General features: G+C 45.5%; 14 protein-coding genes. 7 read left to right on the plus strand and 7 right to left on the minus strand.

The annotated features are described in order from the left end of the window. Positions 1-151: 151 nt before the first annotated feature. From LJD61_RS14590 to LJD61_RS14600, 3 genes are all read left to right on the plus strand, one after another. Positions 152-679: a phage tail protein gene (locus LJD61_RS14590; protein ID WP_255228286.1), complete on the plus strand. Its 528-nt coding sequence runs from the start codon at positions 152-154 to the stop codon at positions 677-679. 127 nt (positions 680-806) lie between these two features. Further along, positions 807-6,191: an S-layer homology domain-containing protein gene (locus tag LJD61_RS14595; protein ID WP_255228287.1), complete on the plus strand. Its 5,385-nt coding sequence runs from the start codon at positions 807-809 to the stop codon at positions 6,189-6,191. A gap of 191 nt (positions 6,192-6,382) precedes the next feature. After that, positions 6,383-6,886, plus strand: a complete 504-nt coding sequence (locus LJD61_RS14600; protein WP_255228288.1) for a hypothetical protein — start codon at positions 6,383-6,385, stop codon at positions 6,884-6,886. Between the two features lie 183 nt (positions 6,887-7,069). Here the strand turns inward: LJD61_RS14600 and LJD61_RS14605 are convergent, their stop codons facing one another. The 5 genes from LJD61_RS14605 to LJD61_RS14625 all read right to left on the minus strand — a co-directional run bounded on the left by LJD61_RS14605 (position 7,070) and on the right by LJD61_RS14625 (position 13,114). After that, positions 7,070-8,281 (minus strand): LeuA family protein, encoded by a 1,212-nt coding sequence (locus LJD61_RS14605; RefSeq protein ID WP_255228289.1) that lies wholly within the window; start codon positions 8,279-8,281, stop codon positions 7,070-7,072. Between the two features lie 81 nt (positions 8,282-8,362). Beyond that, positions 8,363-9,523 carry a UxaA family hydrolase gene (locus LJD61_RS14610; protein ID WP_255228290.1) on the minus strand — a complete coding sequence of 387 codons (1,161 nt, stop codon included), beginning with the start codon at positions 9,521-9,523 and terminating at the stop codon, positions 8,363-8,365. Positions 9,524-9,535: 12 nt separating this feature from the next. Next, positions 9,536-9,832: a UxaA family hydrolase gene (locus LJD61_RS14615; protein WP_255228291.1), complete on the minus strand. Its 297-nt coding sequence runs from the start codon at positions 9,830-9,832 to the stop codon at positions 9,536-9,538. A gap of 84 nt (positions 9,833-9,916) precedes the next feature. Further along, a complete protein-coding gene (locus LJD61_RS14620; RefSeq protein WP_255228292.1) occupies positions 9,917-10,915 on the minus strand; it encodes a 2-keto-3-deoxygluconate permease in 999 nt (332 codons plus the stop codon). Between the two features lie 294 nt (positions 10,916-11,209). Further along, entirely contained in the window at positions 11,210-13,114 is a 1,905-nt protein-coding gene (locus LJD61_RS14625) for a sigma 54-interacting transcriptional regulator (RefSeq protein WP_255228293.1), read from the minus strand. A 241-nt stretch (positions 13,115-13,355) separates the two neighbouring features. On the opposite strand from LJD61_RS14625, the gene LJD61_RS14630 reads away from it, so the two are divergent. Beyond that, complete coding sequence (locus LJD61_RS14630) at positions 13,356-14,531, plus strand: endonuclease Q family protein (RefSeq protein ID WP_255228294.1); 1,176 nt, start codon at positions 13,356-13,358, stop codon at positions 14,529-14,531. 26 nt (positions 14,532-14,557) lie between these two features. Here LJD61_RS14630 and LJD61_RS14635 read toward each other — a convergent pair whose 3' ends face one another. Next, positions 14,558-15,637, minus strand: coding sequence for a diguanylate cyclase (locus tag LJD61_RS14635; RefSeq protein WP_255228295.1), 1,080 nt, complete (start codon positions 15,635-15,637; stop codon positions 14,558-14,560). Positions 15,638-15,885: 248 nt separating this feature from the next. Here LJD61_RS14635 and LJD61_RS14640 point away from each other — a divergent pair, with 248 nt between their 5' ends. Further along, a complete protein-coding gene (locus LJD61_RS14640; protein ID WP_255228296.1) occupies positions 15,886-17,268 on the plus strand; it encodes a [Fe-Fe] hydrogenase large subunit C-terminal domain-containing protein in 1,383 nt (460 codons plus the stop codon). Positions 17,269-17,347: 79 nt separating this feature from the next. Further along, positions 17,348-18,415: an XdhC family protein gene (locus LJD61_RS14645; protein ID WP_255228297.1), complete on the plus strand. Its 1,068-nt coding sequence runs from the start codon at positions 17,348-17,350 to the stop codon at positions 18,413-18,415. 66 nt (positions 18,416-18,481) lie between these two features. On the opposite strand, the gene thrC is transcribed toward LJD61_RS14645, so the two are convergent. Continuing rightward, a complete protein-coding gene (thrC, locus tag LJD61_RS14650; RefSeq protein ID WP_255228298.1) occupies positions 18,482-19,687 on the minus strand; it encodes a threonine synthase in 1,206 nt (401 codons plus the stop codon). A 171-nt stretch (positions 19,688-19,858) separates the two neighbouring features. On the opposite strand from thrC, the gene LJD61_RS14655 reads away from it, so the two are divergent. After that, a complete protein-coding gene (locus LJD61_RS14655) occupies positions 19,859-20,332 on the plus strand; it encodes an ECF transporter S component (RefSeq protein ID WP_255228299.1) in 474 nt (157 codons plus the stop codon). The last annotated feature ends 54 nt before the right edge of the window (positions 20,333-20,386 follow it).

Genomic DNA, 20,386 nt, shown 5'->3' on the forward strand with positions numbered 1-20,386 from the left:
CCCCTATGATAAAATGGAAAAATTATCATGGGGGATTTTTATGTCCCGGTGAAAGGAGGAAAAAATGAAACGTATTTTCATCATGATTCTGTGCGCAGCGTTGGCGCTCACGATGTTGTAAATTTTAATTAGTATGAAGGAGAGATGAAGAATGGAAGCATTTATTGGAACGATTATAGCATGGCCCATAGATTTTGCACCGGAAGGCTGGCTTTTTTGCAAAGGGCAGACTTTGAATATTGCTCAATATCAGGCTCTTTATTCCCTTATAGGAAACAGATACGGCGGTGATGGCAGAACCACATTTATGCTCCCCAATCTTTCGGGGAGAGTCATTGTGGGAGCCGGGCAGAGCGCCGGAACCTCTAACTATATGTTGGCACAAACCGGAGGTGTGGAAACAGTTACACTTACCGCAAATCAGATACCGTCCCATACCCATTCCATTCCGGCCAGCACAGACCAAGCAGGGACGAACATACCCAGCGGGAATGCCGTTTTAGCAAAAGCAGAAGATGATATGGGGACAGCCTACAATATCTACAAGACCGGAGGAGCCAATACCGCCATGTCACCAACAGGTTCAGCCGGGCAGAATGCGCCGCATTCAAATGTCCAGCCATATCTATCACTGAACTATATTATCTGCATCAATGGGATTTATCCGCCTCGCCCATAGGCACAAACACTTCTTATTGCTGTGCAGGAATATGACAGGAGGGATCAAAGGAATGAAACGAGCATTCAAGAAAACCGTGTCCCTTGTTATGGCGATTGCACTATCGTTTGGGCTGCTCTCTTCCACCGTGCTTGCGGTGGAAGGGAAAGCCGAAATTACAGCGCCAATGCTGCCGATGCGCGGGATTCTGGCGGCAGGTACACCGGATACAAGCTGGTACACCGCGAATCCAAGCGCCTCCTCGTTTGAAATCGGCACTGCCGACCAGCTTGCGGGGCTGGCGCTGCTTTTAACAAATGTGACCCCGTCTGTGTCAGACGGCTTTACAGGCAAAACCATCAAGCTGACCGATAACATCGATCTGTCTGCTTACCAAAGCGGCAGCGGCTGGACGCCTATCGGAACACATTGGGCTTTTAAGGGAACCTTTGACGGCAACGGAAAAACCATTACGGGTCTAACAATTTCAGGAGTACAGGATGTAAACATCCATGGCTTATTTGGCAATGTTAACGGAGGCACGATCAAAAACCTCAGGCTGGATGATATTAATGTCTTTGCAAGGGGACAATATGCAGGCGGGATTGTCGGAAGTGTAGGAGAAAACGGCACGATTGAAAACTGCTCCGTCAGCGGCACAATTTCTGCGCCGGGCTACAACAACGTTGGAGGAATCGCAGGCAGAAATTCACCGGGAATCATCCGAAATTGCATCAGCACGGCAGCTGCTTCCGGCAAGGGATATGTCGGCGGGATTGCGGGAGTATCAAACGGCATAATCGAAAACTGTTATGTCACAGGCAATGTTACCGCTGAGACAACTACAAACTGCCGTGCGGGCGGCATTGTGGGAGGCACGGGAGCAAGCTCCCAAATCACAGGCTGTGCGGCGTTAAACGGCTCGGTTATCGGTTTGTCCGGTGAAACCGGCAGAGTGTTTGGCTATAAAACCGGGGCAGCACAAATCGTCAACAATTATGCCTCCGGCAATATGCTGGTGAACGGTTCCACGGTTGCGGGAGGCTCGGCAGATGATATGAACGGGGCGCCCAAAGCCCCCGAAGATTGGCTTGCGGCCGCAACATGGGGAAGCTCCGGCCTGAATTGGGACACCGGTGTATGGGATATTACGGGAGGAAGCCTGCCCTCGCTGAAAATTTTTGGTGCGGCGCCGCCCGCATCAATTATCAGCATTACTCAGCACCCTACCCCTATTACCAATGCCATCGTGGGCAGCATCTCAGGATCACTTTCGGTAACGGCCAGCGTAACACCATCCGGGTCATTGAGCTACCAGTGGTATCAAAACACGGCGGAATCCAATTCCGGCGGCACAACCATTGGGGGAGCAACCGGCGCAAGCTTTGCTATCCCCACCGGCTTGACAGCGGGAACCTATTACTATTTCTGCGAGGTCAGCGCGGGGGCTACTTCCGTCCGATCCAATGTGGCGAGGGTGAACGTATCCGCCGTAGCGGATACAGGGGCTCCCGTACCGGGAGCTGCGGGTGTGATTCAAATTGAGTCCATTTTTTTCCCTACGCCAAGAATCGCTCTAAGCTGGACGAAGGCAACCGATAATGTATCAATTCCTTCCGGTCTGAAATATTACATTTATCGCTCCACTTTCGACAACATTTTGACGGTGGAGGGCTGCGAGGCATATGGAGCGCTGCAGAATACCGGCGGAACGACAGATATCGGCAGCTATAACGCTGCGTGGCCGGGAGCCGATACCGCCTATTATTTCAATGTGGTGGTCCAAGATGAGGCGGGCAATAAGGCTGCGTACCAGCCTGTTGTCAGAAACGGCATTGCTTTTGCCGCTCAACCGGACGAGGTTACAGTGGCACAAGGGCATATCAGCGGTGCCTTGTCGGTTGTAGTAACAGCTTCTCCGGCGGAAACCATCGACTATCAGTGGTATTTCAAGAATTTAGCTGCTTATGGAAGCCCGGATACGTTAAGCGGACAGACCGGCTCCAGTTTTACCATTCCGACCGACCTGACGGCAGGCGGAAGTTATTATTACTTTTGCAAAGCCAGCGTCAAGGGCGGCAGCATTTGGGCTTATTCCAACATATTCAAAGTAACGGTCAGTGCTTCGCCTGTGGCTCCAAGCATTACCGGTCCGGAAACCATGACCCTGACGGAAGGCTATGTTGCTACATCTACCGGCACATACACTATTACAGGCACAGAACCGATTACAGTAACCAAAATTTCCGGTGACGAAAAGATCACATGGAACAACGGTGCGAAAAGATTGGATGTCGCCGCCGGTCTTACGCAGGGAAGCTATCCGGTTACACTGCAAGCGGAAAACAGCTTCAGTCAGATCGGTACGCTCACCTTTACCCTGACGGTAAATCCTGACCCGGACATCGCTATAGTAGAGACCGCAAAAATAGCTGCGGAAACTGCCGCATACCCTGAGGTCAGCCAGGCAATATGCGGCAGCGAGGAAGCCGTAAGAGATTATGTCAAGAGCATAGCCGAAACAGCGGTAAACAATGCCAGCGTTACGGTTGCCATCAACAAAGTCAGTTATAACGCACCGACAGCGGGGGACGCTGATAATCCATCCGGCACAAACGGCAGCTATGAATTCACCGTCACCGTGTCAAAGGGAGCACAGAGCCGGACTACCGGGCAGAAATCCATTTCCATTATCGCAACGCCTTTTTCAGGCATTCCGAACGCCAATGCGGTAGCGGCGGCAAAAACAGCCCTGGTAGATGGCACTGTTAATGTGGCTTACGGCGCAACCCAGGATGATAAAACAGCGGCAGTGCAAAGCTATGTGAACGCTCTGCTGACCGGCGATGCCGCAGGGGTACAGGCGATAGTCACTTACAACAGCGGCACCGGTAAGTATGATGTTGCACTTTCCAAAGGCAGCGCAGCCGATAGTAAGAGTCTTACCATGACGGTGACTGAAGCACCTGACCCGGATATTGCCATTGTGGATACGGCAAAGTCAGCGGCGGAGGGTGCAAGCTACAGCAACATGACTCAAGAATCGGCAACCAGCGAATCGATCATTATAATGGCGCTGAGATCCACCGCAGAGACAGCGATAGGCAATGGCAGCGTTACGATTACTATCAACAAGCTCAGCTATACCGTTCCGGTTGCGGGAACCTCCGCAAACCCCAACGGGACAGACGGGAGCTATGTATTTACCATCACGGTATCCAAGGGCTTACAGAGCCAGACCACTGTGCAGAAAACCATAACCATCACGGCTACAGCCTTTTCGGGTATTACGGATGTGCAGGCGGTAGCGGCGGCAAAAACAGCGCTGGCAGATGGCACTGTCAATGTGGCTTACGGCGCAACCCAGGATGATAAAACAGCGGCGGTACAAAGCTATGTGAACAGCCTGCTTACCGGCGACGCCGCAGGGGTAACGGCTATTGTCAGCCACATCAGCGGCAGCCAGTATAACGTTGAGCTCAGTAAAGGCAGCGCAAACGACAGCAAGATCCTTACCATGACGATAATCGAAGGGGCGGCTCCTGTGATCAATGCAACAATCAGCCCCACAGGCGTGAGCTATGATCTTAGCAATCCCGGCGACATAAGCACCGCCATCACCTGGAACAGCGCCAGTACGGTCACAGATGTGGTATATGGCACAACGCCTTTGGCAACGCCTGCCCACTATGACGTTATCGTAAGCGAGCTGATTATCAAGAACAGCTATCTTGGAGCACAGGGCTTCACTGAAGGAGACAGGCTGGAATTTACGATATCCTTTGACAAAGGGGCTCCTTCCACGCTTACCGTCGACATCGCAGATAGTTACATCCCCAGCAGCAACGCCAATCTGAGCGGACTGACAGTGGGCGGCAGCACAGTAAGCGGTTTTGATCCTGATGTTGCCTCATATGATGTGGAGCTGCCCTACGGCACCAATCCCGGCAGCACGGCGGCGACAGTGGGCGCAACTGCGGATGATGCAAAAGCTGCTGTAAGCATTACACAAGCGGCATTTCTGCCCGGCAGCGCAACCGTGGAGGTAACTGCCGAGGATAAGATAAACACAAAGACTTATACTATCAACTTCACGCTGGAACAAGCACCGGCAACCTATACCGTTACCTTCAACTTAAACGGCGGTACGCGCACAGGCGGCGGCGAGCTGATACAGTCCGTCATACACGGCGGCTCAGCCACAGCACCCACAGTAAGCCGCAGCGGTTACACCTTCACCGGCTGGGACAAAGCCTTTAACAATGTGACCTCCGATTTGACGATTACAGCTAATTGGAGGGAAGACAACAACGGCGATGATACTGGCGGCAATAAAGGCAGCTCCGATGGCGGCGGCAACGATACACCTTCCACGCCTCCGGTATCAAACATCACTATATACAAAAAGCCCGATCAGCCAACCATGGCATCCATGAACCTGACCGCTGCGGCGGATAAGAACGGTGTTGCAATTGTTACCATAACCGAAGCGCAGGTCAAGGAGCTGATTGATGCGGCGAAAAAAGACGCGAAGAGCAAGGGCAAAGCAGCGGACGGCATCGGTGTCTCACTTAATATAGCGTTTAACACAGACGGGAAAAGCGTCAGCGTGAAGCTGGATGAAAAAACCCTGGCTTTGCTGGAAAAGGAAGGCGTGAAACGCTTTGACGTGAATACCCCGCTTGTCAGCTTCTCCTTTGACAAAATCGCCATTCAGGAAACCAAGGCTCAGGCATCGGGTACCGTCACCATTGCGGCCAATCCTGTTACCAAGCTGTCCAATGCGGCAAAGGCACTGATCGGCAACCGGCCTGTATACGACCTGACCGTAAGCTATCAGAAAAACGGCAAGACGGAATATGTTTCCGATTTCAAAACAGGCACGGTCACACTGGGCATCCTATATAACCCTGCAAGAAATGAGCAGACCGGCAACATTTACGGCGTGTACGTCGGAAAAGACGGCAAGCCGCAAATGCTGGCCAACTCCAGCTACGACAACGGCAGGGTGATTTTCGGCAGGAACAGCCTTTCCATTTACGGCATAGGCTACAAAGCACCTGCTCCGGACTTCACCGACACGGCGAAGCACTGGGCGAAGGACGACATTGATTTTGTCACCAGCTATGACCTTCTCTCCGGCACAAGCGCAACTGCTTTTGCTCCCGATGCCGCCATCACCCGCGCGGATTTCCTTATGGCGCTGGGCAAGCTTTCAGGTGCAGACGTGAGCGGCTATAATACCGGCAGCGGCAAGCTAGGCCCGGCACTCTCTATCAGCCGTCAGGACATGGCGGTTATGATGCAGAACTACGCCAAGGCCACCGGCTATAAGCTGCCTGTTTCCGCTGCTGCAGTCACATTCTCGGATAGCGTGAAGATTGCCGCTTATGCAAAGGATGCTGTAACAGCCATCCAGCAGGCAGGCATCATGCAGGGAAAGGGCAGCAACGCCTTTGACCCGACCGGCAACGCAACCCGTGGGGAAGCATCGGCCATATTGCACCGCTTTGTGGAGCTTGTCATCGACTAAAAAACAGCGTAAAGCGCCCGCGGATAAAATCTGCGGGTGCTTTACGCTGTTTATTGTTGCATAATGACATCTTCGCTGAAGAGGTAGAAGCGGCAGATTAGTTCAGTGGTTAATGTAGCCAAAAGTAGAATTTTGTGTTATACTAAAGCAAAGCCATAGGGAATTTATGTAATGTTAGGAGAGGAAAACGGATGCGTATTGAGCACATAAATCCTTATCGTTATGTTGTTGACCAAAATTTGATAAAGCAGCCCGAAAAAACAGAGGGCGAGATTGACGCTTTAGAAATGAAAAAATATGAGTTGACTGAAGAAGACGTGGAAACATTGAGAAATGCGAAAGAAGCTCATAGGGTAAGAATGAATGAGCTCCTGAAAATTTCCGTCAAGCAGATAAAAGAAGAAAGAGAAAAAATGAAAGTTATGCTGACATGCTTGGAAATTTCAAGGCGGATTGCAGCAGGCGATAAAGTCCCGCAGGCAGACCATCAATATTTGATGAAGCATGATCCGGCGCTTTATGCCAGGTCGATTATAAGGCGTTTTCCGAAACAGAATCCTTATGAGTATAAACGGATTTCTGAGGATGACAGGTGCAAAGGCAAGCCGCAAGCCGGCGCTGCAGATGGGGCTGAGCCGCCGCTTTCATCACCTTCCGAGGCTGCCGAAGCGGTATCAATAACGGTACCGACATAAAGCTCATTAGTTATGAACAGAATAATGATAGGAATATATAAGTCATAGTTTAATACCCTATAATGCCAGAATGGTCATTATAGGGTATTGATATCAGGGGTTAAAATATTTGCATTGCTGCAAAAAGGTATTAGTTGAATATTTTCTTATAATATACGACGATGTATAATGCATAGAAGCATATTATAGATATTCTTTTAATAATCCGGAGAAATCGTTTTCATCCAGCAATCCGCATTTTTGATAAGCCTTAAGCTTAATTTTATTAAGCAGTTCATTTTTTTGTTCTTCGTTTAACGAAACATGATATTTTTCAAGCCAATGATCGATGGAAGGAGAGCCGCTGTGCTTGCCCAATACGATTTCCGTAGGATCATGCCCCACCAGTTCCGGCAAATATGGACTTACCAAGAGCGGATTGGTATTCTTGACATTTTCATACCAGCCGGCAACAATTCCCGATTCAATTTTAAAGATATTTTCTCCGATGATCCCGCGATTTGCCCTTACAGGGAAGTTTACCATGCTCCTGAACAATTTGGAGAGAGGATAAATCTGTGAGTAATTCAATCCGATATTCACATCGTACATGGTAAGCAATGCCATTGCTATATCCTCGTAGGAAGCGTTGCCTGCCCGCTCTCCGGCGGCTGAAATTGTAGTATGCACAACATCGGCACCTGCTGCAAGGCCCATAATGCTATTTGCACTTCCCAGGCCGAAATCGTCATGGAAATGCAATTCAATAGGCTTTTTGATTCGCTCCTTTACTATATCTACAAGAAAAGGTACCGTATGGGGAGCCAGTCCGCCCATTGTATCCACTATAGCCAGCGCATCCATATAACCGTCGGCAGCGACCTTTTCTACCAGGCTTAATACCCAATCTATATTGGCCCTCGTCATGTCGATGGGGAAGAACACAGTATACAGTCCTGCCTCATGTGCCGCTTGGGTGGCTTTTATCGATAAGTCAACTGCTTTATCAAGCGTCCAGCCATATGCCTCCCGAATCATCTGCTCATTAGACGGGATTTCAATTACAATCCCCTTTACACCGCAATCTGCAGCTCGTTTGACATCTTCGACCATACATCTTGCAAAGCCAAAAATCTCCGGACCCAGATTTCTCTTTACTATTTCCTTAATAGCGTCAGAATCCTGCTTGGATACGGCAGGCATGCCTGCTTCAATTCTATGGATGCCAACCTCGGCCATTTTCTCCGCCAGCCTTATCTTCTGTTCAGCAGTCATAACTAATCCGGCTTGCTGTTCCCCGTCGCGCAATGTAACGTCATGGATCTTGATTTTATCCTTGAATTTCAAGTTTTCTCTAACAATGTCCAAAAAGTTCCAACTGCTTGTATACCATTTATCAGATATATATTTTTCCATTTTTTCTTCCTCCGTGTTTATTTTGTTTAGTAGGGCGGACAGCCGGCATGCACCAGCTATCCAAATCAAATATCAAGCAGATTAAATAAATCTGCAAATTCTATCGATACAGATATCGGAAAAGCCAAAAGCTTCTGCCTTGGTTATCTTGCCGTTGGCTACTTCTACCAGCTCATTCAGCAAAATACCGCCCATTTCCTCAATGGACTTTTCGCCGCTGATAATAGCGCTGACATCAATATCCATATTATCGATCATATTTTGATAGGTGGCTTCATTGCCTGTAACCTTAATGACTGGTGCCAATGCATTCCCGGTAGGAGTGCCTCTTCCGGTGGTAAACACGATTATTTGACATCCTCCCGCAATCATGGCAGTCACTGAAGCGATATCATATCCGGGGGTATCCATGATTATGGCTCCGGTTTCTGTAGGGATTTCAGCATATTTGACAACCTCTACAACGGGTCTTGTGCCTCCTTTATAAATACAGCCTAAGGATTTTTCTTCAATAGTGGAAAGACCGCCTTCCTTATTGCCTGGGGTAGGCTGACCCGTTCTCAGATCCTGATTGGCTCCTGCTAAATGGGTTTCATAATCACGGCAGATGGCGATTATCTGGTCGTGAATTTCTTTGCTTGCAGCCCTGCGTGCAAGAATATGCTCTGCCCCTACAAACTCAGGAGTTTCACTCATCATAGTAGAAGCGCCCAGATCAACCAAACGATCGCTCAGGTTGCCAACGGCAGGATTAGCAGACAATCCGGAAGTCGCATCGGAGCCGCCGCACTCAATGCCCATCATGAGTCCAGAGATATCATGCGGCTCCCTTGTCAGTTTGGAAGCATCTTCGGCCATGGCTCGAGCGACTTTGACCGCCTTATTGATGGTGTTGACAGTCCCGCCTTCATCCTGGATGCCAAAAGAGACAACAGGTTTATTTGTAATTTTTTCAATTGAAGCTTTTACACTTTTATGTGAATGGTTTTCGCATCCCAGGCCTATTACAACTACACCATAAACGTTAGGATTTGCTGCAAAGCCTGTAATAACCCTCTGTGTGATGTCTTCATTCCCTTTTACTTCAGCGCATCCGGCCTGCATTATAATATTTACGCTTCCTTTTACCTGAGAAGCGATGATCCTGCTGGTTTCACTGGCACATGCGCAGGTAGGGAGTATAAGAACATGGTTTCTGATACCGACTTTTCCGTCGGGTCTTTTATATCCCATAAAAATCATAACTAATTCCTCCTATTTCATTTCTGTAGCATAATCTCTCGGAAGGCTCATAATATTCAAATGAGATACAAAAGCTCCCGCAACAATGTTTTTGGTTGCCGCTCCGATAATTTCTCCATATTTTATTACAGCTTCCTTGTGGGCTATGGGGGCAACCGCTGCTTTGTTCCATATCGGAATGTCATCTGCAGCAGTAATCGTATGCATATTTTCATCTTTAAAATATGCAATAGTCTGCCCTTTTTTGATTTCGCATGTTACTGTAACAACATTATCCTTGCTGTTTAGCATGATTGAATTTGCTTTCATCGTTTTCTCCTTTCGCACTGCATCTTTCAGCAGTAATGACCAATATATCAGGCTTGGTTCCTTCAACTGAATTTATAAATATATTTATGCTTCTGCTGTTTTCTCGACCTTGCCAAATTTAGCTTCAAATGCCTCCATCCCTGTCTTGGGGGACCCAAACTTTTTGGCAGCAAATGTGGTGACCAATGGTGTCAAAATTGTGGTTACAATAACCGCAGCAGCAATCTGTGTAGTGGCTATCTCCACGAGTGAGGCATATGCAGGGGCAACCAAAGCGACAGCAGCCGGTGTGGCAACAGAATTTCCCGCAGCGCTGGAGGCTGCTGCCGCAGCATATCCGGGACGATGGTTGATATAACGGTCGGCAAAAAACATCGGAATGCCGCTAACAACAACGACTAAAACTCCCAACAGGACACCCGAGAATCCCGCAGAAACAACGTTAGTAAGCTTGATGCCTGCGCCCAGTCCAAATGCAAAGAAAGGGATTAGAATGGCGAGGCCGGGAGCAAGGAATTCTTTTATTTTATGATCAAGGTTTCCCAGGATACATCCGAATAGAATAGGAGAAATTGCTGCCATCAAGCTCATAAACGGGATATCTGCCATGCCTGTAGCACCTAATGCAATTAATGTCAGGAACGGTCCATCGTTTATATTCATGACAGCCTGGGAAGCGATGTCGATGGAATCGCCGAACTCACCTGCCAAAGCCATGAAGAGACCGCCATTTGAGTTTGTTACGCTGCTGATAATAGCTAAAGAAGAAATGCCAAGAAAGCCGGCAGGTCCGCATAATTTGGCAACCGCATAACCGAACAGGGCTCCTGCAAGGAACTTTGTTAAAAGCAAAACGCCGCCGCGTTTGATAGCTTCAGGAGCATTTCTAAAATCGATCTGTGCACCTACGCACACCAAGAAGAAAGCAATGGCGGGAGTTGCTGCTGCTTTAGAAAAGAATGCGCTGTGCAAGCCGCCCAAGGCCATGATTTCCGGGAAAAATGTGTTGATCACAGCTCCTAAAAGCAATGGAACTACCATGAGCCCTCCAGGAACCTTTTTTACACTATCTAATATTTTCATAATAACCAAAACCTCCAAATCATATCTTTTGATAGGCAGCCTATTTTTTGAAGATAATATACTTTGACCGGTCATAATCATTGTGAGCAATTATCATGCCAATCGAAAACAAAACAGTGTCCGGTAAATCACATGATCATATGGTTTGTCAGAAAAATAGCAAATTCTCTGCTTAAATAAATGAAAAGTAAATGCTTAAATATATAAACATATTTTTATAGAATCCAAATCAAATATGGCAATATACAACACAAACTGTCGCATATTGCCATATTTGATTTGGAATATTGAATGCTACAGATCATATGCTTTAATTTTTCTGATCAATGTCGTTCTGTCGATACCAAGCTGTTGTGCTGCATGGGTTCTATTGCCATTATTTTGCTGCAGCGCAGCCTTTATTGCCTCGATTTCCATCATGCATAGTGTCTGTTCAGCTTTCCCTATTTCCTTAGCTTCATCGTAATGCATACAATCTTCAATAAATGGAATCATTTCATCACCTACAATTCCGCTTGCTGTAAGCACCGATAATTTTTCTATTATATTTTCCAGTTCTCTGATATTGCCTGGCCAATTATAATTCTCCATCAACTCAATGACTCCCGGGGAAAATCCTTCTATCCGGCAGTTCAATTTTTTATTCATCTTATCTCTCAGCTTTTCCATCAGGATCTTGATATCGCCTTCTCTTTTCCTTAAGGGGGGCAGGCCGAGATTCAGCACATTCAGCCGGTAATATAGGTCCTGACGATAATTGCCTTTCTGCATTTCCTTATATAGATCTTTATTGGTTGCAGCTATGACCCTTACATCGACCGGAATCACCCGGTTATCTCCGATCCGCATCACCTCATGCTCTTGCAAAACGCGCAGCAGCTTGGTTTGCATATTTATATCGATCTCTCCGATTTCATCTAAAAAAATAGTCCCCTTGTGAGCAAGTTCGAATAGCCCGACTTTACCTTCTTTTTTTGCTCCTGTAAAAGCGCCTTCTTTATATCCAAATAGTTCGCTTTCCAACAGGCTGGATGATAATGCCGAACAATTAATAGCCACAAATGGATTATTTCTGCGTCTGCTTTCACTATGAATAGACTGAGCAAATAATTCCTTACCCGTGCCGGTCTCTCCTGTAATCAGCACGGTAGAATCGATATGACTGTATGCTTTGGCTAGCTGAATGGCATAACGGATAGCTGAGCTCTCCCCTATAATATCATCAAACCTGTATTTGGCAGTTAGTCCTCTTTGTGCTAAATCTCTTCTCAGATTGCTTCCCATGGTCACAATTTCTGCAGCCTTTTGAATGAAAGCAATAGCACCCTTAATCTCGGAGTTTACCACCATAGGAACGCGATCAACTATTACAGAGTCCCCAAAATAGTTTTCTGTGCTTCCAAACTCAGCTTTTTTAGTTTTAATTATATTGTTTAATTGTAACTGCGGAAGCATTTTGCAGCTTTTCTGGCCGACGCATGATCTTTCATCTATTCGGAAAATCTGCTCTGCTGTAGGGTTAACATTGATGATTTCGTCTGCATGATTTACCACCACTATGCCGCTTTTTGAAAAGTCCAGCACGGTCTTAAGCAGTTCATGCCTGTTTTTTTCACGCCTCTTAGCATAAAACAAAGAAAGGGCAGTATCCATTGCTTGCTTGACAGAAGGCTTTTGTGAACGAAGCATCTCGTATTGAATATTATAGTCTTCCAGATATTTTGTGATTTCAATTCCCCAGCTTCCGCCGATCAAAAGCTTCATGCCATCTTCAATAGCGCATTGTGTCTGATAAGAAAATTCATTCATGTTATTTACTTGATAATAATGAAAATCAAGCTTTAGCATTTTGTTGATCCTTTGACATCCATATATGAAATCTTTGCTCTCCACAATACCGATTGGTTGCTTAAAATCTTTATATTTGTATAGCACTTCCAAAAACTCATATCCTGTTAAAGCGATGCTTACCACTTCAACATCAATTGTATTTCTGATCTCTTTTGCCAGATTGCCGCGGGAGATCACTATTTCTACACCCTTTTTTTTCATGCTGCGTGCTACTTCTGTCACGTTGGCTGAGCTGATCTTTTCTATAATAATGCCTATATCGGCTTCATCAGCGATCTCCTGTGCAAATTTTAAAAGCTCATCATATGGTAAAAGCACTGCTATCTTATTATCTATATTTTCTTTCATATGCGCATCTCCTTTAGCGAAAACAGACGATATTTGTCGATTAACTTGATTTTATGATAGTTTAATATATATTACAATATTTATGACTTCAAATACATAAATTGGAGAGCCCTTGCTTCATTTGGGCAAGGATCAAAAGCAATAAATAAGCTGTTTTTAAAATAGCAATAATAAGGGATAATAAGATGGTAAGCTTTATGATATTATCAGACAATGATTATATATTTTAGGTGGTGCAGGGATGAATAAATACTTCGTTGATTTGCATGTACATATAGGCCGTTCGTCCGGCGGGAAAGAAATAAAGAAAGCAACGGCAAATAACCTTACCTTTGAGAACATAGCTTATGAATCCTACAGGAAAGGCATAGATGTTATAGGTGTCGTTGACTGCATATCTCCATATATACTGGAGGATATCAACGGCCTTGTTTCAAGAGGAGAATTGGTGGAAAAGAACGGGGGAGGCATGGAGTACAGAGGCAGGCAAAGTCTTATGCTGGGGGCGGAAATCGAAACCCACGAAAAGCATGGTTGCAGCTCCCACTCACTATGCTTTTTCCCCACATTGAAGCACATCACGGACTTTTCGGATGAAATGAGCAAGCATATCAAAAATATCAGATCTTTCAGCCTGATGAGCCGGTTGACGGGCCAGGAGCTATTCGATATCGTCGATGAGTTTGGGGGCGTATACATACCGGCTCATGCCTTTACTCCGCACAAAAGCTTCTACGGCAACTGCTGCAAATCGCTGCATGAAATATTTGACGACAGATCCTTTGGAAGGATACCGGCGGTAGAATTGGGCTTGAGTGCAGATTCGATGATGGCAAGCCAGCTCAGCGAATTGGATGGCAAGACCTTTATCAGCAACTCTGATGCTCACTCATTGCCCAAGATGGGAAGAGAGTACAATATATTTGAGATGGAGGATGCGAGCTATACAGAAGTTTTAAAGGCTCTCTGGAATAAAGACGGAAGAAGGATCGTTGCTAATTACGGGCTGAATCCCAAACTGGGCAAATATCATCGCAGCTATTGCGAGATATGCGATAAGGTCATTAAGGGGGAGCCTCCGGTATTAAAGTGCCCTGCCTCGGATAAGCACAGAGTGGTGGTAGGGGCCCGGGATAGGCTGGAGGTCATCAAAGACAGGGATGAGCCTGATATGACCGGCAGGCCAACCTACAACTATCAGATACCTCTTGAGTTTCTTCCCAAGGTAGGGCCCAAAACCATAGATAAGCTGATAGAGCATTTTGGCAGTGAAATGAAGGTCATTCATGAGGCAAGCTTCGAGGAGATTGCAAAGGTCGTTAAGGAAGATATGGCCAGGAATATAGTTCTAGCCAGAGAGGGCAAACTGGACATCAATGTAGGCGGCGGCGGAGTATACGGCAGGATAGAGGTGTAGAGGGAGGGAATACATAGTATTCCCTCTTAGCTTGAAAAGACGACTTTGTTCCGTCCCGTATGCTTCGCTTTATATAACGCCATATCTGCTCTTTCCATCAGCATGTTGAAGTCGCGGACAGGGTTAGGGTATGAAGCAACTCCGATCGACAGCGTAATGCTTATCTTGGTCTGGTTTGATAATTCTATGGGTGTGGCTTCAACGGTTTTCCGAATCCTTTCCGCTATTTCCATAGCTATTTGGGGAGGGCAATCCCCCAAAATAACGGAAAATTCTTCTCCGCCATTCCGCGAGACAATATCGGTATTACGGCATGTTTCCGTCAATATCTCGCTTACTTTTTTAAGAACTATGTCTCCTTCCTTATGTCCATAAGTGTCATTCACATTTTTGAAATAATCAATATCTATGTACAACAGCGATATAACTTCATATCTGAACTTTGTATTATCGAAGATGCTGTTGTATACCTTATCAAAGTGGCGTACATTACTCAGGCCTGTGAGGAAATCTCTGTTTGCCTCCTGCATATAACTTCTAAAAGACTCCATAAGCCCTTCTATATATATAACATAGTAGTATAATATGAATGACATGATAGAAAGGCTGATGCAGTATGACAGTATAATATTTATACGGAAATTGACATCATCGATTATTGTTATGAAAGCGATACTGCTTATTATTTCTGATATGCCGATAGAGATCAGCCATTTCATCCTATTTTTTATTTTTAACCCTGCGATGATACAGAAAACAACCACTAATATGATTATTGTTATCCCTGTAGCAATAGAGGGCGGGTTTATGCCAAAATACAGCAGCCTGAAAACAGAAATAATTATAGCTGATAGGATAGCTGAAGCCCAGCCCCCGCTGATTGCAGATAAAAATATTGCCAGGTTGCGGAAGTCAACAACCAGATTATTTGGAAGGTCTATACCGAAAATTATTAATGTGACTCCCATCAATCCCCAAATACTCCCGGATAAAAGCCTGTATCTCACTGCCAGTGAAGGATTGAGGCCCGTACTCCTGAATATTTGATAAATAATGCTGATGAAGGCAACCAACACTATTGCATTAGTTATGTAATTTTTTAACATTCAAAATAACCCCCGGTTTTTACATTACTCCTATTGCATGACTTTCATTATACAATAAGTTTCATTATGAATAAATAGATATTTAAGAAAATATAGGACTTAATGCCTATTTCATGTCGAATGATATTTGAAAAACTTGACTAAGAATTTAAAGGATGAGAAAAGATACTGATAGATCAGGATGCTGAGTGAAGCCGGAGGCTGAGTTCCGCGGCATAGATTATGTACCATTATCATGGAGGATGGATATGAGAGAAAAGTATATCAATTTTAACGAGAAGAGGATGTATATTTTTAGTGAGCTCGTCAGGCGATATTGGAATGGAGACCTAAAAAGCGCAGAGGATTTAGATGACCTGGTCAGGGACATTGTGGATAAATATGGTTTTGCTGATGCGGAAATACCCTTTATTAAGGACCATATAAGGCTGGCAATGGGATTGGACCCTAAGGGAAACGAGGCATTCGGCCATGAGCTGACCATAATAAAAAATGCCGGAGAGATCAGCCATCCCATTGTTGCGAAGCTTGACGGACCTTGTGAGCATTGCGAAGAACCGAATTGCGAATGCAGCGATATATGCAGGTACGAAACCTCAATATATAGAAGAAAAGGCCCCGTCATTGTGAACGACAAGTGTCTGAATTGCGGCCATTGCGTTTCCTCCTGTGATTTTGGAGCAATAGCCGACAAGATAGAGTTCATGCCGGTCATCGATTTGCTGAAGGATAGCAAAGTGCCTGTCTATGCTGCTGTAGCCCCTGCTATAGCCGGACAGTTCGGGGATGATGTCAGTATGGGCAAGCTCAGGACTGCCTTTAAGCTGATGGGCTTTAAGGATATGATTGAGGTTGCGCTGTTTGCCGATATTTTGACCATAAAAGAAGCCTTTGAGTTTGATAATCTGGTAAAAAGCGAAGAAGATTTCTTTCTGACAAGCTGCTGCTGTCCGGTGTGGTTCAATATGATAAAGAAAAATTATCCCGGCATCCTCGAGCATATGTCTCCCTCTGTATCGCCCATGATCGCCTCGGGTAGGATACTAAAAAAGCTCTATGAGGATGCCAGGGTGGTTTTTATTGCTCCCTGCATAGCAAAAAAGGCAGAGGCAATAGAGCAGGATCTCAAAGGGGCCATAGATTATGTATTGAATTTCAGAGAGCTAAAGGAGATATTCAATGCTCTTAATATCAACCTGAGCGAGCTTGAGCCGGATTATAAGGATCAGGCCTCCTTTGGGGGAAGGATATATGCGAGGACAGGAGGGGTAAGCTTTTCGGTCAAAACGGTTGTTAACAGGCTGGAGCCAAGCAGGGTCATCATGCTCAGGGCTAAAAAGACAGACGGTGTCAAAAACTGCAAGGAGATATTGGACGATCTCTATCAAGGAAAAAAAGTGGATGCCAACTTTATTGAGGGGATGGGATGCCCAGGAGGATGTGTAGGAGGGCCAAGGACAAACATTGATGTACATAAGGCTGCGATGATGGTCAATGAATTTGGTGAGGATTCTTTGATAATGACACCCTTTGATAATTTGAATGTCATGAAAATATTAAAGCATTTAGGTATCAATTCCATTGAGGAAATAATTAATAATGAAGAAATAAAAAAAATATTATCCAGATGATAATTTGCAGGCGATAATAGTGTATAATATTAACAGTATTTCTGTTTGGGATGAATGATGAGAAGCAAAGGGTGATAAGATGTATAATGCATTGTATAAAGAATTGTTGGATAAAGTAAATGGCGGAAGCAAATGTGCTGTATTAACATTTCTGAGCATGCTTGACGGAAAAAATGGTTCTATCGAAGAAAAAATACTCCTAACCGATGAGGATATAGAAAGAAAATCATATCCTCTGAGCGATGATTTATATGAAAAACTCAAACTTTCTTTAGATATGGGAAAGCTTGAGATAATAAATACGGAAGGGGATAAAGGTGTCTTGATCGAGCCCTTCATACCCAAGCCGCGTTTGATCATATATGGAGGAGGGCATGTAGCCAAGCCTGTATCAGAGCTTGGAGCCAGAGTAGGATTTTCTGTTACCGTTATAGATGACAGGCCTTTCTTTGCAAATGTTGGCCGTTTTCCTGAAGCGGAGAGAGTTATCTGTGAAAGCTTTGAAAAATCTTTTGACTTGACAGGATTCAGAAAAACCGATTTTGCGGTAATAGTGACTAGAGGCCACAGGCATGACGGCATAGTGCTGCGTGAGGTATTAAAGCATGATCTCAGCTATATAGGAATGATAGGCTCAAGACGCAGGGTCCGTGCCATGATGGAGGAATTGCTGAACGAAGGCTTTGATAAGGACAAGCTTGCTTCGGTGAACTCTCCCATAGGCATCGACATAGGTGCCGTTACCCCTGATGAGATAGCTGTTTCCATAGCAGCACAGCTTATCAGCTTTAAGAACAAAAGCGCTCTGAATAAATTTGGCAAAGACTTCGTATTTCCTGAATTCGATGTGGAAGTGGCGGAAAAAATATCCGAAGAATCGCCGGTATCCAGAGCCCTTATAACCATATTATCCTCCAAAGGCTCTACGCCCAGAAAGGCAGGCACCAAAATGGTCCTTTACCAGGATGGAAGAACCATCGGTAGCATAGGGGGAGGCTGCAGCGAGGCAGGTGTTATATCCAGCGCAAGGAGCATTATGCCTGACAAGGGCTTTATGATTGAGCATGTGGATATGACGGGCGAAGTCGCCGAATCCGAAGGCATGGTGTGCGGCGGAGTGATGGATGTCCTCATAGAAGTTTTTTAGGTTTTCATAAATGAAGCTAAAGCATGAGTTATTTGTTGATCAAGAAATAACTCATGCTTCATTATTCTACAGATTTTTTATGAAATTGCCAAGCTCCTTTAGCTTGCATTCCGACGATTTAAGCTCGTGCATTTCCAGAGCAGCCGTATATTTCAGGCCGCTGCCCGTTACGATGCATACTATTTTTTCATTTCCCTTTAAAATGCCCTCTGCCTTTAATTTGATGACGACGGCCAGGGGTACTGCCGATGCCGGCTGTCCGAATATGCCTTCTCCTGCCATCAAGGCCTGGGCTTTCAATATTTCCTCATCAGAAACGGCGGCAGATATTCCGCCATTTTGCCTCAGAAGCTTCAGCACCCGGTTCCCGCTCGGCGGATACGGATTTTCGATGGCGTGGGCTATGGTATGCGGATCTTCTGCTCTTGATATTTCTTCGCTGCCGTTTTTGTATGCAGCATAAATAGGCGAGCACCCCAGTGCTTGTGCACATATGATCTTCGGGGCCCTGTCGATCAAGCCGCATGCCCTGAATTCCCTGAAGCCCTTTTCAATCCCTCTTATGTTTCCGCCTGCGCTTGTGGGAACGATCACATAATCCGGCATATCAAAGCCCAGCTGTTCGCATATTTCGTAAGCTATTGTCTTTGAGCCTTCAACCCTCATTGGCGCATCTGAATTAACAAAATATATGTCATTTTCTTTTCCTATTCTCAAGCTCTCAAAATATAATTCTCCATAATCGCCGTCAACTTTTATTAAGTGAGGATTATAAATTGCTATGGGATTGATCTTTTCCTGCGAAATGCCTTTGCTTACGAGCACGAAGGTTTCCATGCCTGAGGCGGTGCCATAGGCTGCCACCGAGGTCGCCATATTTCCGGTGGATACGGTCCCTATCCTTTTATATCCCAGCCCTTTTGCATGCATTATACCGGCTGAGGTTCCCCTGTCCTTAAAGGACCAGGTAGGGTTCTGGCTCTCGTTTTTAAAGTATATGCCCTGCATGCCCAGGCTCTCTGCAAGCGCCCTGGATTCTGCAAGCGGAGTAAAGCCTTCCCCCAGAGATATTTTAAAGCCGCTTTCCAGGAAAGGGAAGAAATCCCCATAGCGCTCCCAAATTGTTTGGTTGAGCATATTTCCTTCCCTGATCCTGCCTTTGCTTATCTCCTCTGCCTCTAAAGGCTCATTGCAGGCATCGCAGCGGAAAACTGCCTGATCCGCTCTGAAGGGCTTATGGCATTTTGTACAGTGTAACGATACACTTTCCATAATATTATTCACCTCTCAATAAATTTTGCATTACTTACTTTCCTGAGAAAAATCAATAATATATAGTATATTTAAACAATTATCATATATTAAGTTTGTAGTGTCAATGGGGCTGCAAATTATGAATAATACTCTATATGATGAAATATGCTGTATTTGGAGGAAGTTTTTATGGACGGAAAAATAAAGAAAATCGCATTTTTAGGGCTGTTTATGGCCTTGCTGGTTATTGCCACTTCGGTGTTTCGTTTTCCTGTGCCTACATTTAATCTTTATTTCAACCTGGGTGAAGCGGTTATATACCTGGTGGCTCTTTTATACGGCGGACCTGCAGGCGCCGTTATAGGCGGCGTGGGTTCTGCATTATCGGATGTTCTGGGCGGCTATCCGGTGTGGGCGCCGATTACTTTTGCGATCAAGGGTGCAGAAGGATTTGTTGTGGGTATGCTATCAAAAAGATATAAACCATATTTTGCGGTATCGGCGGGAGCTGTGCTCATGATGGCAGGGTATGCTGCAGCTGCAGGATTGCTATACGGTTCAGGTGCTGTACCATTGGAATTGGCCGGTGACTTTGTGCAGACATCTGTCGGAGGCATAATCGCAATAATGCTTTATAAGAGATTGAAGAAAATACTTGTTTAAAATGAAAAGATTTTTGCCGCAGTAAAGGCTTCTGAAAAAAAGAAGCCTTTATTA

The sequence above is a fragment of the Lutispora saccharofermentans genome, assembly GCF_024363565.1.
Lineage (GTDB): Bacteria > Bacillota > Clostridia > Lutisporales > Lutisporaceae > Lutispora > Lutispora saccharofermentans.

Coding starts and splice junctions, on each gene's coding strand:
- LJD61_RS14615 (WP_255228291.1), bottom strand. CDS start 9,832: ATGAAAGCAAATTCAATCATGCTAAACAGCAAGGATAATGTTGTTACA.
- LJD61_RS14600 (WP_255228288.1), top strand. CDS start 6,383: ATGCGTATTGAGCACATAAATCCTTATCGTTATGTTGTTGACCAAAAT.
- LJD61_RS14625 (WP_255228293.1), bottom strand. CDS start 13,114: ATGAAAGAAAATATAGATAATAAGATAGCAGTGCTTTTACCATATGAT.
- LJD61_RS14645 (WP_255228297.1), top strand. CDS start 17,348: ATGTATAATGCATTGTATAAAGAATTGTTGGATAAAGTAAATGGCGGA.
- thrC (WP_255228298.1), bottom strand. CDS start 19,687: ATGGAAAGTGTATCGTTACACTGTACAAAATGCCATAAGCCCTTCAGA.
- LJD61_RS14605 (WP_255228289.1), bottom strand. CDS start 8,281: ATGGAAAAATATATATCTGATAAATGGTATACAAGCAGTTGGAACTTT.
- LJD61_RS14640 (WP_255228296.1), top strand. CDS start 15,886: ATGAGAGAAAAGTATATCAATTTTAACGAGAAGAGGATGTATATTTTT.
- LJD61_RS14655 (WP_255228299.1), top strand. CDS start 19,859: ATGGACGGAAAAATAAAGAAAATCGCATTTTTAGGGCTGTTTATGGCC.
- LJD61_RS14590 (WP_255228286.1), top strand. CDS start 152: ATGGAAGCATTTATTGGAACGATTATAGCATGGCCCATAGATTTTGCA.
- LJD61_RS14620 (WP_255228292.1), bottom strand. CDS start 10,915: ATGAAAATATTAGATAGTGTAAAAAAGGTTCCTGGAGGGCTCATGGTA.
- LJD61_RS14635 (WP_255228295.1), bottom strand. CDS start 15,637: ATGTTAAAAAATTACATAACTAATGCAATAGTGTTGGTTGCCTTCATC.
- LJD61_RS14610 (WP_255228290.1), bottom strand. CDS start 9,523: ATGATTTTTATGGGATATAAAAGACCCGACGGAAAAGTCGGTATCAGA.
- LJD61_RS14630 (WP_255228294.1), top strand. CDS start 13,356: ATGAATAAATACTTCGTTGATTTGCATGTACATATAGGCCGTTCGTCC.